The sequence below is a fragment of the Clostridium sp. Marseille-QA1073 genome, from assembly GCF_054863625.1.
In genome coordinates, this window is the sequence record NZ_JBSVQM010000026.1 from 13,633 (window position 1) to 28,709 (window position 15,077).

The following is a 15,077-nucleotide window of genomic DNA, read 5'->3' on the forward strand; positions in this document are numbered from 1 at the left end:
AGAAATTACATTACTAGTCAAAAATCAATTTTAAGAAATTATTTTGCCTAAAAATAATTTCATCCTTAATTGTGAATCATTTTTATTAAGGCGCTCTATAAATAATATTTAAAATATCAGTTTCTTTATCCACCATAACCTTAGCATCGACCTCATACAAAGATTTTATTAGTTCCACAGTTAGAACTTCCTTTGGAGTTCCATAGCTAACAATTTTTCCTGATTTCATAGCATAAATTTTATCACAATATAAAGCCGCAATATTTAAATCATGGATAGCAGATATAACTGTGATACCAAGTTCTTTTACAGTAGCCATGAATTGAAGCTGATATTTTATATCTAAATGATTTGTAGGTTCGTCTAAAATAAGACATTCTGTTTTTTGTGCTAAAGCCCTTGCAAGGATTATTCTTTGCTTTTCTCCTCCCGATAAACTTGAAAAGCTTCGATTAGCATAACTTGACATACCTACCTTAGCTAAAGACTCTTCCATAATTTTGTAGTCTTCAGCATTATCTTTTTCTATAAACTTTTTATGTGGTGATCGTCCCATTAAAACCATATCTGAAACAGAAAAATCAAAATTATAATTATTATGTTGAGACACCACAGCCATTTTTTTTGCACTTTCCTTCATAGAAAAATCTTTGATATTTTTATTATCTAAAAATATAGCGCCTGCAGAAGGTTTTAAAGTTCGATATATACATTTTAAAAGTGTACTTTTGCCACTACCATTAGGTCCTATAATGCCTACAAATTCTTTTTTGTCTGCATGAATGTTTAATCCCTTTAAGATATGATTTTCTCCTAAATAAGCTTCTAAATTTAAAATTTTTACTTCCATTAAGCATTACCTCCAAATCCATATGACTTACTTACCATAAGATATATAAATACTGGAGCACCTATCATGGAAATTAATATTCCTATTGGGAGTTCATTTCCAGGTATTATAATTCTAGATAAAACATCTGCCCAAACCATAAATATAGCTCCTATCAATGCTGATAATATAATAATTCTTTTGTGATCTGTTCCAAATAGCATTCTTGTAAGATGTGGGATAATAAGTCCTACAAATCCAATCATTCCTGATGAGTATACTATAAAACCAATTATTATAGATATGATGATTAGATAAAGTTGGCGATACTTATGTAAATCTGTACCTAAAGTTATAGAAACTTCATCACCAAGTAACATCAAATTAAGTGTTCTATATTGGGTAACAAAAAATAATGTAGCCAATATTACAAGTGGAAAAATTATTATTATATTTTCCCATTTTGCACCGGCAAGACTTCCCATTAACCAATAGGCTATAGTTTGAGCAGCATCTTTATTATTAGAAAAATATACAATAAAACTTGAAAATGCTGAGCACACAGTACTTAATGCCATACCAGCTAAAAGAAGTTTTGTTGAATTAGCTCTTCCATTTACATTTGCAAGGGTTAATACCAGTATTGATATTGCAAAAGCACCTATAAAAGCGCATATACCTACATAATTACTGCCAAAAAAGATACCTACCCCAAGCATAATAGCTAATGTAGCTCCTAGAGATGCACCAGAAGAAATTCCTAATATATAGGGATCTGCTAAAGGATTTTTTACAATTGCTTGCATAATTACTCCGGATATTGAAAGACCTATACCTACAGCAACTGCTAAAATAATTCTTGGAAGCCTTATAAACCAAACAATATCATATACAGGGCCACTTGATAAAAGCTCCGGATTTCCAATGCTAAATAGTTTGTACATTATAATCTCATATACATCTTTTACGGAAATATCTACAGAACCCATAGTTACAGTTATTAGAATAGAAAAAATTAATATAATTACAAGTATAATGGAAACACCTATATAAGCAGGTGTTCCATTAAGTAATCCGTTTTGTGTATTATTTTTATAATTTTTTTTCATTTTATTTATTTCCATATAACTCAGGATATAATCCTTTTGAAATTGTTTTTATACCATCTAGTGTTCTGATACCACTAGAATAAACTTCACTTAACATTATAGGATTAACACGTTTTGATTTTATAGCAGAAACGCTTGAAAGTGCAGGATTGTCAATAATAGATTTTAATGCAGAATCTCTATCAATTTCTTCTCCATAATAAACAGTAAAAATTACATCGGGGTTAAGTTTTACTAAATCTTCATTTCCTATTTTACCATTAGATTTTGCAACTAAATCTGCTCCGACTTGTTTTGCTATGTCTCCACCTATACTATCTTCACCATAAATTCTATATACGCCATCTTTTTGTACTTCTAAAATTACTGCTTTAACAGATTCTTTTCCCCTAACAAAATCTTTAGCCTTGTCTATTTCGCTTTTCATTGTATTAACTATTTCATTAGCTTTATCTTCTACATCAAAAATTTTACCCATGTTTAAAATATCATCATATTCATTTTGTAAAGTATTTGGACTAATAACACCACTGTTTTGAGACATATATGTATTTACATTTCTTTCATGCCAGAATCCTACATCACCAAGTTTTTTCTCACCAAATAGAGAATACCAGCTCAATATGAAATCAGGTTGTAATCCAATAACTTCTTCTTTAGTAGGTACTTTATCATAATATTTTATTTTGCTAAAAGCATCTTTATATTCATCTTTAACATCATGATCTAATCCAGCAGTAGCAATAATTTTATCTTGTAATCCTAATGCAAGTAATGTCTCTATTGAATTTTGATATACTGCAACAACCTTTTCAGGTGATTTTTCAAATGTAACTTTTACAGGTTCTTTAGCATAATTATAAGTTGTAATTGTAACAGGATAATGTGATGAGTGTTTGTTACTATCTTCTACCTTATTTTCTGTCTTAGGTGTAGTTTCTGTATTTTTATTGCTACATCCAGTTGCTCCCAATACCATGAGCCCCACTAAAATTGTACTTATTATTTTTTTCATTTAATTTTTCTCTCCCTTGTACATTTATTAATATTTTTAATGAGTACCTTCTACTACTTCTATATGATGCTTTTCAAATATTGTCTTTATTTCTTTAGTTCTTTGACTTTCACATTTAACAACACAAACACCAAAATGAAGTTTTTCTACTCCTGCTTGTTTCAATTTTTCAGCAATATTCATTAAATTTTTATCAGAATTATTCGAACAGGCATCGCAGGTAAAGAAGGATATAAGTTCTAAATTTTCGTTTTTATATGTACTAAAGTGTTTTTCTCTATTATTTAAAGCTTTAAAACATCCCATGGTTGTACATATTCCATTAATCTTTTCACATACCCCAATAGCTATTTTCATCTTTCCCTCCTATAAAATAAACTGTTTCCTCATAAATAATAGCCCTTTAACAACAGTTAAAGGGCTATTTATTCAAAAAATATTTTTTAAACATTTATACCACCCCATCGCTCGTAGAGTTATCAGTACATTAAAATAGGCAGGTCTTCTGGCTTAAGCATCAACATTCCTACAGCCTTCCCAGTTTCCCAGTGGCATAATTGCAGGAACTCATCTATTACAGTGGCGAGACCGCGTGGGATTTTAACCCATCTTCCCTTTTAATCAATAGATATTAAATATCTATTAAACCTACTTCACAATTATTCGATTTTACACACTCATTTTAGCATTAATAATTACATTAAGCAAATATTTTTCGACATTTTATCATAAAAAATTGTTAAATAATATTAAATAATTAAAAGTGAGTAATTTATATTATTTAATTTAATTATGATTTTAATATAATAATGATTTATGTTAATTTATAGAGTTAATAGATTAACTGAGAAAATAGAAGTTATGTTTACAAAGTGAGGTAAATACACTGATGAGATATGAATGTGATAGCTAATAATAAATGTTTTACAATTAGAGATGTAGCATATTAGATTTAAGAATATATTAAAGAAAATTACAGGCGATGAATATCATCACCTGTGGCTAACTACAAGTTAATACAATTTTAATATCCTATTAATAATTGATTCATTAGCATCTCTTGATAATTGAATAGGAAGGGATTCCTGATTTTCATATTTTATAGATACGATTAGTATAATAGTATTTGCAAATTTTTCTCGATTGACTATTACTTTTTCACTAGTTTTAAAATTTACTTCTATTTATTTTAATAATTCTTGTAGATATTTTTCAGCTTTTTCATGATTAGCTTTTGTTACATCGAGAGGTAAGTTGAATAGAGCATTAGCACCATTATAATCAGCATTAGGAGTGATTTCACCAGTTTCTTCATTATAGTTAAAAGCATTTACATCATAGAAACTGCTAGTGCTTATACAAAGATAAAGTCCTCTGTCGGCAAACATTTCAACATCGTCACATTCAATTAATCTATACATAACTCCATCAATTACAAATTCGCTATATCCGCCATTCATAGAGGCTATGTTAACTAACCATGGCTTTTGGCCTTTTATTAGAGAAGAGATAAAAAATGGAACTTTACCATACTCTTCATCTCGGGTGTCAGGCATTTTACTACCATCTTGCTTTGCTATTGACACTACGGCGTAGGTTCTATCTGGACGTATATCCTCTGTATAATTTTCAAAGTCGCTTAAACCTTTACCTGATACGATTCCAAGCAAATTAAAATTATATCCACCTGAAACAATTGATTCATTTATTTTAATTGCATTTTTGCTTTCAAATGCATGAGCAAGTTTTTGATCTCCAAGATGCTCAGCAACTTGTTTTGAAGTGAGAAGATGTAAGGCAGCAAATGCTGTTATAGACATTGCAAGGGTAAGTACAGTAGCGATTAGTGCAACGGATATCCTTTTTTTATAAACTGGTTTCATAATATTACTCTCCTTTAATTGATTTATAATTTTTTGGTTTAAATCTTCACTGGGTTCAACTGTTGGAGAAAGAGCTTGCTTCAACAGTTGATCTAATTTCTCAGAGTTCTTCATATTTACTAACCTCCATTAAATTGTTTTTTAAGACTCTTCGAGCCTTATGAAGCCTGCTTTTTACGGTGCCAAGCGGAATCTTCAGTGCTGATGCTATTTCTTCGTTTGACATTTCAGCAGTATAGTACATATACAAAGGGATTTTTAATTTACTATCCAGCTTATCTGCTGCAGTCCGTATCATAATGCATAGTTCATTGGATATAACTATATTTTCAGGGGTTAGTGTATCCTTGAATACGTAACCATTGTTTATATCTTCACTAAGTTTCTCTATTGGAGCTATTTTTTGTCGCCGGGCATATTTACGGCGATTGTTTTTCCATAGCCCTATTGCAATGGAAATGAGAAATCCTTTAGGATTATTATCTTTATCAATTTTATGGCACAACTCCATCGCTTTCAGAAATGTTTCTTGATATAGGTCATCTGTATCAGGCTGGTTTTTCGTAAGATTGTAACAAAAGCTATAGATGGCTTTACCATGCAACTCAATAAGATTATTTAAATCTGCAATGTTCACGTAAATCCTCCTTTCAGTATAATTAAACTCTCCTTTCTAAATATGCTTTCATATATATATTGTCGCGACATAATAAAAGGTTCATTTTTATGTTTGGAATTAGAAATTTTGTATATTATTCCTTGGTAAAGTATTCTATAAAATTTTCATTGGAGTTGAGCAAAGGATATGTGTTTATCAAAGGTTATATATGATGTCAAATATAAGCATAACATTGTATGGGGGTTAATCAAGTTCTTTATATTATGTTAAATATAGAAAATAGCTAAATAAGAAGAATTTAAAAAATGAAGTAAAAAATTAAATGCTTTTAGAAGAAAATATGAGGAATTACAATTGTAAAAATGACTATAAAGATATAACTATAGATATACCACTCTTAAATTTAATCTATATCTGAAAATAATTAACACTTATTATTATTGTTACTAAAACTACTAAATTCAAAATTCACAGTTCATAATTGTGGATATTTCTCAGTGGTAACTGAGAAATTTAGAATTGATTAATCGTAGCGGCGAACAGTGTTCGCCATATATTATTGAATAAATATTAAACTATGAGACGTATTAAAAAGAACTGGCGAACACTGTTCACATCTACAATAAAACGCTAGCAATTGTATTACTAGCTAAAAAATCCATTAAAGAAAATATTTTGATTAAAAATAATTTCCACCTTAATTGTGCATTGTGAATTGTGAATTGAAATACTCAAGGGTATAGCTATATTTGCTATATATTAATTTCTAAGGTAGTTTATCTATATTTAGTGTTATCTATAAGAGGTCTAAAGTAAGTGAAATTTTAACAATAGGACATTTTTATGTTACTGAATACTCAGATTGAAACGTTGGAATACTAAAACAAAATATGAAAAAATGGAGGGGTAATAATGACATTATCTGAAAAAGAAGAAACACAAGTAAGAAAGGCAAATAGATTGATAAATGAAAAATCACCATACCTATTACAGCATGCACATAACCCTGTAGACTGGTATTCATGGGGGGAAGAAGCTTTTGAAAAGGCTAAGAGGGAAAATAAACCTATCTTTTTGAGCATAGGTTATTCTACCTGCCATTGGTGCCATGTTATGGAGGGAGAAGCTTTTGAGGATGAGGAAGTAGCAAAGGTATTGAATGATAATTACGTTGCTATAAAGGTTGATAGGGAAGAGAGACCGGATATAGACAGCATATATATGAATTTTTGTCAGGCTTATACTGGTAGTGGTGGATGGCCACTTAATATAGTAACAACTCCAGATAGAAAGCCTTTTTTTGCAGGTACATATTTTCCTAAAAAAAGTAGATTTGGTATAAAAGGAATTATTGAAATTTTAAATTCTATAAATCAATTATGGAGAGAAGACAATAAAAAGATATTACAAGCTAGTGAAAACCTATTGAATTATATGAGAAATCATTCTAGTAATATAGAGGAAGGAAATTTAAGTACAGAGGTTATAGATAAAGCCGTAGAAGAATTGAAAGAACATTTTGAAGCAGAATTTGGTGGGTTTGGAAAAGAACCTAAATTTCCAACTACTCATTATATATTATTTTTATTAAGATATTATGAAAAAAATAGTGATGAGGAAGTTCTAAAAATTATAGATAAAACTTTAGAGGGAATGTATAAAGGGGGTATTTTTGATCATGTAGGATTTGGATTTGCTAGATATGCTACAGATATAAGATGGTTAGTGCCTCACTTTGAAAAGATGTTATATGACAATGCTCTTTTAGCCATGGCCTATGCAGAAGCTTATAAAATGACTGGAGAGGAACTTTATAAGAAAGTAGCAGATAATATATTTACTTATGTTTTAAGGGATATGGCCTCTTCAGAAGGGGGATTTTACTCTGCAGAGGATGCTGATTCTGAAGGAGTAGAAGGCAAATTTTATTTATGGGATTTAGAAGAAATAGAAAATATATTAGATGAAGAAGAAGTTAGTTTATACTCTAGGCTTTATGATATAACAACCGATGGAAACTTTGAAGGAGCTAATATACCAAACCTTATAAATACAAATTTAAAAGAATTAAGTCCATACAGAGAACAATTAGAGACTATAAGAAAAAAGCTTTTTAATTATAGAGAAGAAAGAATTCATCCATATAAGGATGATAAAATATTGACTTCTTGGAATGGACTAATGATAGCTTCATTAGCTTTAGGTGGAAGACTACTAGATAATGAAGAATATATAGAGTTTAGCGAAAAAGCATTGAACTTTATTTTAAATAATTTAATAGATGAAAAAGGACGCCTATATACTAGATATAGAGATAAACATAGAGCACACAAAGGTATCATTGATGACTATTCTTTCTTAATTTGGGCTATTATAGAATGTTATGAAAGTACTTTTAAAATAGAATATTTAGAAAGTGCAATAAAATTAAGTGATGAAATGATAGAGCTGTTTTGGGATGAAGAAAATGGGGGATTCTTCTTATATGGTAGTGATGATGAGGAATTAATTGTAAGACCTAAAGAAATCTATGATGGAGCTATACCTTCCGGAAATGGAGTAGCCTCATTAGCTCTTTTAAAGCTTTATTATATTACAGGGAAGGATAAATATATAAGTATAGTAGATAAAAACTTTAAAGCTTTTGGAGGAAAAATAAAGGAAAATCCTATGTATTATTTATTTTCGGTAATAGCTTATATGTATAGAGAATATAGTGTAAGAGAAATAACTATTGTAGGAGATAAGAAAGAAGAAATTGATAGTATTTTAAAGGAGATAAGTAATAAATATAATCCTTTTACTTTAGTAACTTTAAGAGGAAAAGAAAGCAATATGATTTTAGATTCAAAAAAGATGATAGATAATAAAACTACTATTTATGTATGTGAAAATTATAATTGCAAAACTCCTATAACAGATATAAATGAATTAAAAAACATATTAAATAATTAAAAATATCAAAACTAAAAAGCCCCAATATTGGGGCTTAAATTATTTTTTTTCGACAACTTCTGTAAATTGTGCTTTAGGCGATTCATGGTTTAGTGATTCAAATATAAAACCTTGAGCTTTTAATCCCTCAATTATTTCAGGAAGAGCTTCAGGTGTAGTATCTTTTGGATCTAAATCATGCATTAATATATTGGCATGCTTAACATATTTAGCATCTTCTAATACTCTATTAACAATTACATTTTTATCTTGTCTAAAAGTTGCTGCATCCATTGAATCTACATTCCAATCATAGAAGGTGTAGCCTAAATCAGTCATATGTTGGGCTAATTCCTTCATGAAATTTGCACCATTATTATAGTTTAAACTTATTGTATTATTTGAACCACCTGGAAATCTTAAAATTTTAGAAGGTTCTTTCCCTGTAATTCTTTTAAGTTCATTATCAAGCTTTTGTACGTCTTCTACAAAACTCTCTTTTGTACGATAAACTTTACTATAATTATGTGAAGAAGTATGATTTGCTAAAACATGTCCACGATTAACGATCTCTTTATATAAATCATCCATACCATCTTTATGATTTACAAAAAATGTAGCCTTAATGTTATACTTATCTAATGTGTCTAAAATATTTCTAGTATGCTTAGAAGGACCATCATCAAAAGTTAAATAAGCAATTTTAACTTTTGAAAGTGCTTGTTCATAATTTTTTTGTTTATTTTGTACTTCAATTTGTAAATTTTCATTTTCTTTTGCTAGAGTTTCTTTAGAAGCTTTTATTTCTTCAATTTTATTATGTAATCTTTTATTTTGAGATACGGCCATTATAACTCTTGCTTGACTAAAAATAGTAACAGATAGGGTTAATAATATGAAAGATAATAGCAATATTTTTTTTATGTTAAAGCCTGTACTCTTTTTCCCCATAACGCATCCTCCTTAATATTTAATTTGAACTCTTTGGAAGAGATTTAATTTTATTTTCTAATTCAGTTTTAGATTGACTTAATTTATTATTTTTAGATTTTAAATCAGTAGCTTCTTTTTCCAGTTTTTCTATTTCCGTTTTTAATTTATCATTTTTTTCATTATATTTTTTTATTTTAGAATTAGTAAATGGAAATAGTAATAATAGGATAGCACATAAAATAGCTACAATTATTCTTCTACGTTTAGAAGATTTTTTTCGTCTAGATGTTCTACGTGATGATACCTCTAACATAACAACTCTCCTTTTAATTTATAGTTTGTACATATTTAAGAATATTCAAAAAGTAATTAGCCAGTATGCTAATCTATTTTCTTTAATAACTAAGTAAAGAAAACTCAGTTAATTATTTGATATAGTAAAATATTCGTTTATCTTTAATCAGTTATTTTATTTCATAGGTCTCAATCAACATTTAGTATAAATAAATCTTGATTGCTATGGTTTACAAATTAGTTACAAGCACCAAAATTACTAACTTTATATAAGAATCATTTTAAAATTTTATAAAGTTTTATATAAATGTATTCTCTTAAAGACATATGCATTTTTAAGAGCTTATATCCTAGATTTTTAATATAAATATTTAAGATAAATCATCAAACTTTTACATAAAATTAAAATTAATAATTTAATTTTAATTTTATGTAAAATACTAACATTCTATTGGTAATTATATCATATAAAGTAGAATTTTATAAATTAATAATTAAAATAAAAATAGCACTATAGTGCTATTTTTATTTTAATTATTGTTCTTTTTCAAAACTTCCACAATCAGTAGCTTCAACTACGTGAGCTTTAGGTTCATGCTTAACAATGTGAATTCTATTTAATGTGCAATAGTTATCTTCTTTATAATGATATTTACACTCACTCACTATACATCCTATACTTGAATTTATATCCATAATAATATCTCCTTTATCATATTTAAAATTTAATTACTAATAGTTTTTAATTATTGTTCTTTTTCAAAGCTTCCGCAATCTGTACATTGTATAGTTTTTGCATTATTTTCATGCTTTACAACTTCTATTTTGTCTAATGTACAATAATCATCTTCTTTATAGTGATATTTACATTCACTAACTATACACATAATACTTTCATTTTTCATAATTACACCCTCTTTCTAAATTCAAATATTGTTATGTTCATAATCATAGTGTGTGTATTTAAAAAAGCATTTATTCTTTTAAGTTCATCTTTAAAATTAATAAAATATGTAATTGTAGCCATATACATTATTTTACATATTATAGAAAAGAGATTAAATTCAAAGAAGGTGAAAAAAATGGAAAAATATTTAAAAAAATTAAGTGAAGTTAAGGTTGGAACTGTAGTAGTAATTTCAGAAATTTTGTCAAAGGGGCTGTCTAAACAAAGATTATTAGACTTAGGTTTTGTTCCTAATACAGAATTATATGTATTAAGAGAAGCACCCTTAGGTGAGCCAACCGCTTATTTTATAAGAGATACCTGTATAGCTTTAAGAAGAGAAGAGGCAGAAAATATATTAGTATGTGAAGAAAAGCTTTAGGAGGTATATTATGGGATTAACCTTTGATTCTACTAAAAAGAAAAATTTAGAGGATATTCAAATAGTTAATAAGAAAAAGAATAACCAAAGTGTTATTGCATTAGCAGGCAATCCCAACACAGGAAAAAGTACAGTTTTTAATGCTCTCACAGGACTTCGGCAACATACAGGTAATTGGCCAGGAAAAACAGTAGTTAATTTTCAAGGTAGTTTTAATTATAAGGAGAAAGAATTCATTTTAGTAGACTTACCAGGAACTTATTCCCTTTTAGCTAGTTCAACAGAAGAAGAGGTAGCTAGAGATTATATTTGCTTTGGAAATGCAGATTTAATCGTTATAATTTTAGATGCTACTTGTATTGAGAGAAATTTAAACTTGTTACTTCAAATATTAGAAATTACTCCTAAAGTCTTAGTTTGCTTAAATCTTATGGATGAAGCAAAAAAGAAGAATATAAAAATAGATATAGATGAATTAAGTAAAAAACTAAAAGTACCTATAATACCTACTTCTGCAAGAAGTGGAATAGGCATAGGAGATTTAAAAGAAGCTATATATGAAAATGTATTTAAAGAAGAATGGGAAGAAACTTTAAAAATAAATTATAGCGAAGATATTAATAATGAAATAGATAAAATATCTTCATTACTTGAAAAAAAATATAGTGGAATAAATTATAGATGGACTGCACTTAGATTGTTAGATGGAGATGAGAGTATAAAACAATCTATAAGAAAATATGTAAGTGAAGATTTTATTGTAGACGATAAAGAAATTGAAGAGGAAATCAAAAATTTTAGAGAAAAACAAAATAATAAGATAAGGGACATAATTGTATCTGATATATATAAGCAATGTGAAAATATAGTAAGAGACTCTGTTAATAAAAGTAAAAATAAAATATTACAACAACAAAAAATAGATAATATATTAACTTCTAAAGCAACAGGTATTCCTATAATGCTTTTGATGTTAACTTTAATCTTATGGATAACTATTGAAGGAGCTAATGTGCCCTCGGAGCTTTTAGCTAAGATACTATTTTCTTTTGAAGATAAACTTATGAATTTACTTATTACAATAAAGTTGCCTATATGGCTTTGTGAAATCTTAGTTTTAGGAGTATATAAAACTTTAGCTTGGGTAGTTTCAGTTATGCTTCCACCTATGGCTATATTTTTTCCTCTGTTTACTATATTGGAGGATAGTGGATATTTACCTAGAGTTTGTTTTAACCTAGATAAAGCATTTAAAAAAGCTTGTTGTCATGGTAAACAAGTCTTAACTATGTGTATGGGCTTTGGTTGTAATGCAGCAGGAGTTATTGCTTGTAGAATTATTGATTCACCTAGAGAAAGATTAATAGCTATATTAACTAATAGTTTTGTTCCTTGTAATGGAAGATTTCCAACTTTAATAGCTCTCTCTATAATTTTTGTAGGAGGCACTTTTGCATCTGATAGCGCTAATTCTATAGTAGCAGCATTAATGGTAGTGGCTTTAGTTGTTTTAGGAGTGATGATTACATTAATAAGTTCCTTTATTTTATCTAAAACTATATTAAAAGGAATTCCTTCTTCCTTTACTTTAGAACTTCCACCATATAGAAAACCTCAAATAGGTAGAGTTATATATACTTCAATAATTGATAGAACTATATTTGTATTATTTAGAGCAATGGTAGTAGCTGCTCCAGCAGGACTTATAACCTATATATTAAGTAATGTAATGATTGGAGATATGAGTATAGTAGCGCATATCGCTAATTTTTTACAACCCTTTGGGAAACTAATAGGTCTTGATGGATATATATTAATGGCTTTTTTATTAGGACTTCCTGCAAATGAAATAGTTCTTCCTATACTTTTAATGGGATATCTATCAAATGGTGTTATGATTGAACATGATAGTATAGAGCAACTTAAGAATATATTAGTTAACAATGGTTGGACATATCTAACATTATTAAATACCATGTTATTTTCTTTATTACATTTTCCTTGTGGCACAACTATTTGGACTATTAAAAAAGAAACTGGTAGTAATAAATGGGCATTAGTATCATTTTTGATGCCTACTGCTGTTGCAATAGTAATTTGTTTTATTACTACACTTATAAGCAAAATAGCTTTTTAAGGTAATAATTAAAATAATATAAAACTTATACAATTGATAATTGACAATTGTTGTGACTTCTCCTTTAAAGGAGAAGTTTTCAATTTATTTTTAAATGGCTCTATTAATTTAATAGTTAATTATAAATTATTTAAATTTTAGTAGTTAAATAATTTATAATTATTTTCGATTTTACTTTTTACTTTAAGTAATCTTATTAATTTTTAATCTATACTAGGATATAATAAAGGTATATCTTAGGAAAGAGGGGTTTAGAAGTATGAAGTATAGAGAAATATATAAATCATGGATAGAAAGCGATTACTTTGATGAAGCTACAAAAAAAGAACTTATAGATATAGAAAGTAATGAAGAAGAAATAGAGGATAGATTTTATAAAGATTTAGAATTTGGAACTGCTGGTTTGAGAGGTAAGATTGGAGCAGGAACCAATAGGATGAACAGATATATAATTGCTAGGGCTTCACAAGGACTTGCGGATTATATAAATGATGTAGAAAATAAATCAGTAGATAAATCAGTAGCAATAGCCTATGATTGTAGACACTTTTCTAAAGAATTTGCAAGAACTGCTGCTAGTGTTTTAGCAGCTAATAACATAAAAGCCTATATTTTTGACTCTTTAAGACCTACACCAGAGCTATCTTTTGCAGTAAGGGTTTTAGGATGTACTGCAGGAATTGTAGTAACAGCCAGTCATAATCCAAAAGAATATAATGGATTTAAAGTTTATTGGAAGGATGGAGCACAAATATTATCTGATATAGCAGATGGAATACTAAATAAAATTAATCAAATAAATGATTTTAAAGCTATTCCTAGTATGGAAATTCAAAAAGGAACTGAAGAAGGACTTATTGTATTCTTAGAAAGAGATATAGATGATTTATATCTCCAAAAAGTAAAAGCATTATCTTTAAGTGAGGATATTGATAAAGATATAAATGTAGTTTATACACCTCTAAATGGTACAGGAATGGTGTTTGTACCTAGAGTATTAGAGGAGAGAGGATTTACCAATATTCATATTGTAAAAGAACAGAAGGATCCAGATCCAGATTTTACTACTGTAGGATATCCTAATCCAGAAGATGTGAATGCTTTTAAACTTTCTATTGAGCTTGGTAAAAAGGTTAATGCAGATTTATTGATGGCAACAGATCCTGATTGTGATAGGATAGCTATAATGGTTAAAGATAAAAACAATGAATATGTAGCTTTCAATGGAAATCAAAGTGGTGCTATATTAGTTAAATATATCCTTGAAGGGATGAAAAATAAAAATATACTTCCTTCTAATGGAGTTATAGTTAAATCTATTGTTACAGGAGATTTAGGTAAAGTTATAGCTGAAAGTTATGGTGTTCATACTGATGAAGCTCTTACAGGCTTTAAAAATATTTGTGGAAAAATCAATGAATATGAGGCAGAAGGAAATTATCAATATATTTTAGGATATGAAGAAAGTATAGGATATAATGTAGGCACATTTGTAAGAGATAAGGATGGAGTAACTGCATCTATGCTTCTTTGTGAAGCTGCTGCTTACTATAAAAAAAGAGGAAAAACATTAATTGATGTATTAAATGAAATCTACGAAGAGTTCGGATACTATAGAGAAAAACAAATTTCTCTTGTTCTTGAAGGGATAAGTGGACAACAGAGAATAAAAAGAATGATGGAAGAGTATAGAAGGGAATATCCTCATAGTATAGAAAATCTAAAGTTAATTGAAACAATAGATTATACAAATCCAGAAGAAACTAATATGCCATATTCGGATGTATTAAAATTTAAGTTTCATGATGGATCATGGTATGCAGTAAGACCTTCAGGTACAGAACCTAAAATAAAAATATATATTTACTCTAAAGGAGACAATTTAAAAGAAGCAGAAGATAAAATTAATATGATAAAGGAAGTTGTTTTAGAGAAAATAAATTCTATAGAATAGGTTTTACCTATTAAAAAAAGCGTGATAAAAATCACGCTTTTT

At 28.2% G+C, this 15,077-nt stretch carries 14 protein-coding genes and 1 riboswitch; of the genes, 4 read left to right on the forward strand and 10 right to left on the reverse strand.

Annotation, left to right across the window (positions count from 1 at the left end):
* Positions 1-85: 85 nt before the first annotated feature.
* From ACY1IQ_RS17950 to ACY1IQ_RS17975, 6 genes are all read right to left on the reverse strand, one after another.
* Entirely contained in the window at positions 86-850 is a 765-nt protein-coding gene (locus ACY1IQ_RS17950) for an ABC transporter ATP-binding protein (protein WP_461615265.1), read from the reverse strand.
* Positions 850-1,938, reverse strand: coding sequence for a FecCD family ABC transporter permease (locus ACY1IQ_RS17955; protein WP_461615266.1), 1,089 nt, complete (start codon positions 1,936-1,938; stop codon positions 850-852). The genes ACY1IQ_RS17950 and ACY1IQ_RS17955 overlap by 1 nt, the downstream gene beginning before the upstream one ends.
* Position 1,939: 1 nt before the next feature.
* Positions 1,940-2,953, reverse strand: a complete 1,014-nt coding sequence (locus tag ACY1IQ_RS17960; RefSeq protein WP_461615267.1) for an ABC transporter substrate-binding protein — start codon at positions 2,951-2,953, stop codon at positions 1,940-1,942.
* A 36-nt stretch (positions 2,954-2,989) separates the two neighbouring features.
* Positions 2,990-3,310 (reverse strand): CGGC domain-containing protein, encoded by a 321-nt coding sequence (locus ACY1IQ_RS17965; RefSeq protein ID WP_461615268.1) that lies wholly within the window; start codon positions 3,308-3,310, stop codon positions 2,990-2,992.
* A gap of 121 nt (positions 3,311-3,431) precedes the next feature.
* Positions 3,432-3,620, reverse strand: a riboswitch (cobalamin riboswitch).
* Positions 3,621-4,137: 517 nt separating this feature from the next.
* Positions 4,138-4,950: a hypothetical protein gene (locus tag ACY1IQ_RS17970; RefSeq protein WP_461615269.1), complete on the reverse strand. Its 813-nt coding sequence runs from the start codon at positions 4,948-4,950 to the stop codon at positions 4,138-4,140.
* A complete protein-coding gene (locus ACY1IQ_RS17975) occupies positions 4,937-5,473 on the reverse strand; it encodes an RNA polymerase sigma factor (RefSeq protein WP_461615270.1) in 537 nt (178 codons plus the stop codon). Before ACY1IQ_RS17975 ends, ACY1IQ_RS17970 begins: the two co-directional genes overlap by 14 nt.
* A gap of 894 nt (positions 5,474-6,367) precedes the next feature.
* Between ACY1IQ_RS17975 and ACY1IQ_RS17980 the strand changes: the two genes are divergently transcribed.
* Complete coding sequence (locus ACY1IQ_RS17980; protein WP_461615271.1) at positions 6,368-8,410, forward strand: thioredoxin domain-containing protein; 2,043 nt, start codon at positions 6,368-6,370, stop codon at positions 8,408-8,410.
* Positions 8,411-8,449: 39 nt separating this feature from the next.
* On the opposite strand, the gene ACY1IQ_RS17985 is transcribed toward ACY1IQ_RS17980, so the two are convergent.
* The 4 genes from ACY1IQ_RS17985 to ACY1IQ_RS18000 all read right to left on the reverse strand — a co-directional run bounded on the left by ACY1IQ_RS17985 (position 8,450) and on the right by ACY1IQ_RS18000 (position 10,524).
* The gene (locus ACY1IQ_RS17985) at positions 8,450-9,340 is read right to left on the reverse strand and encodes a polysaccharide deacetylase family protein (protein WP_461615272.1); all 891 of its coding nucleotides are present in this window, start codon (positions 9,338-9,340) and stop codon (positions 8,450-8,452) included.
* Positions 9,341-9,359: 19 nt separating this feature from the next.
* Positions 9,360-9,635: a hypothetical protein gene (locus ACY1IQ_RS17990; protein ID WP_461615273.1), complete on the reverse strand. Its 276-nt coding sequence runs from the start codon at positions 9,633-9,635 to the stop codon at positions 9,360-9,362.
* A 515-nt stretch (positions 9,636-10,150) separates the two neighbouring features.
* On the reverse strand, positions 10,151-10,312 hold the full coding sequence (locus ACY1IQ_RS17995; protein WP_461615274.1) for a DUF1540 domain-containing protein: 162 nt from the start codon (positions 10,310-10,312) through the stop codon (positions 10,151-10,153).
* Between the two features lie 50 nt (positions 10,313-10,362).
* Complete coding sequence (locus ACY1IQ_RS18000) at positions 10,363-10,524, reverse strand: DUF1540 domain-containing protein (protein WP_461615297.1); 162 nt, start codon at positions 10,522-10,524, stop codon at positions 10,363-10,365.
* 174 nt (positions 10,525-10,698) lie between these two features.
* Here ACY1IQ_RS18000 and ACY1IQ_RS18005 point away from each other — a divergent pair, with 174 nt between their 5' ends.
* From ACY1IQ_RS18005 to ACY1IQ_RS18015, 3 genes are all read left to right on the forward strand, one after another.
* A complete protein-coding gene (locus ACY1IQ_RS18005) occupies positions 10,699-10,944 on the forward strand; it encodes a FeoA family protein (RefSeq protein ID WP_461615275.1) in 246 nt (81 codons plus the stop codon).
* Between the two features lie 10 nt (positions 10,945-10,954).
* Entirely contained in the window at positions 10,955-13,081 is a 2,127-nt protein-coding gene (gene feoB / locus ACY1IQ_RS18010) for a ferrous iron transport protein B (protein ID WP_461615276.1), read from the forward strand.
* Positions 13,082-13,340: 259 nt separating this feature from the next.
* Positions 13,341-15,035: a phospho-sugar mutase gene (locus tag ACY1IQ_RS18015; protein ID WP_461615277.1), complete on the forward strand. Its 1,695-nt coding sequence runs from the start codon at positions 13,341-13,343 to the stop codon at positions 15,033-15,035.
* The last annotated feature ends 42 nt before the right edge of the window (positions 15,036-15,077 follow it).

Coding starts and splice junctions, on each gene's coding strand:
- ACY1IQ_RS17970 (WP_461615269.1), bottom strand. CDS start 4,950: ATGAAGAACTCTGAGAAATTAGATCAACTGTTGAAGCAAGCTCTTTCT.
- ACY1IQ_RS17960 (WP_461615267.1), bottom strand. CDS start 2,953: ATGAAAAAAATAATAAGTACAATTTTAGTGGGGCTCATGGTATTGGGA.
- ACY1IQ_RS17950 (WP_461615265.1), bottom strand. CDS start 850: ATGGAAGTAAAAATTTTAAATTTAGAAGCTTATTTAGGAGAAAATCAT.
- feoB (WP_461615276.1), top strand. CDS start 10,955: ATGGGATTAACCTTTGATTCTACTAAAAAGAAAAATTTAGAGGATATT.
- ACY1IQ_RS17980 (WP_461615271.1), top strand. CDS start 6,368: ATGACATTATCTGAAAAAGAAGAAACACAAGTAAGAAAGGCAAATAGA.
- ACY1IQ_RS17955 (WP_461615266.1), bottom strand. CDS start 1,938: ATGAAAAAAAATTATAAAAATAATACACAAAACGGATTACTTAATGGA.
- ACY1IQ_RS17965 (WP_461615268.1), bottom strand. CDS start 3,310: ATGAAAATAGCTATTGGGGTATGTGAAAAGATTAATGGAATATGTACA.
- ACY1IQ_RS18005 (WP_461615275.1), top strand. CDS start 10,699: ATGGAAAAATATTTAAAAAAATTAAGTGAAGTTAAGGTTGGAACTGTA.
- ACY1IQ_RS17995 (WP_461615274.1), bottom strand. CDS start 10,312: ATGGATATAAATTCAAGTATAGGATGTATAGTGAGTGAGTGTAAATAT.
- ACY1IQ_RS17990 (WP_461615273.1), bottom strand. CDS start 9,635: ATGTTAGAGGTATCATCACGTAGAACATCTAGACGAAAAAAATCTTCT.
- ACY1IQ_RS18015 (WP_461615277.1), top strand. CDS start 13,341: ATGAAGTATAGAGAAATATATAAATCATGGATAGAAAGCGATTACTTT.
- ACY1IQ_RS17985 (WP_461615272.1), bottom strand. CDS start 9,340: ATGGGGAAAAAGAGTACAGGCTTTAACATAAAAAAAATATTGCTATTA.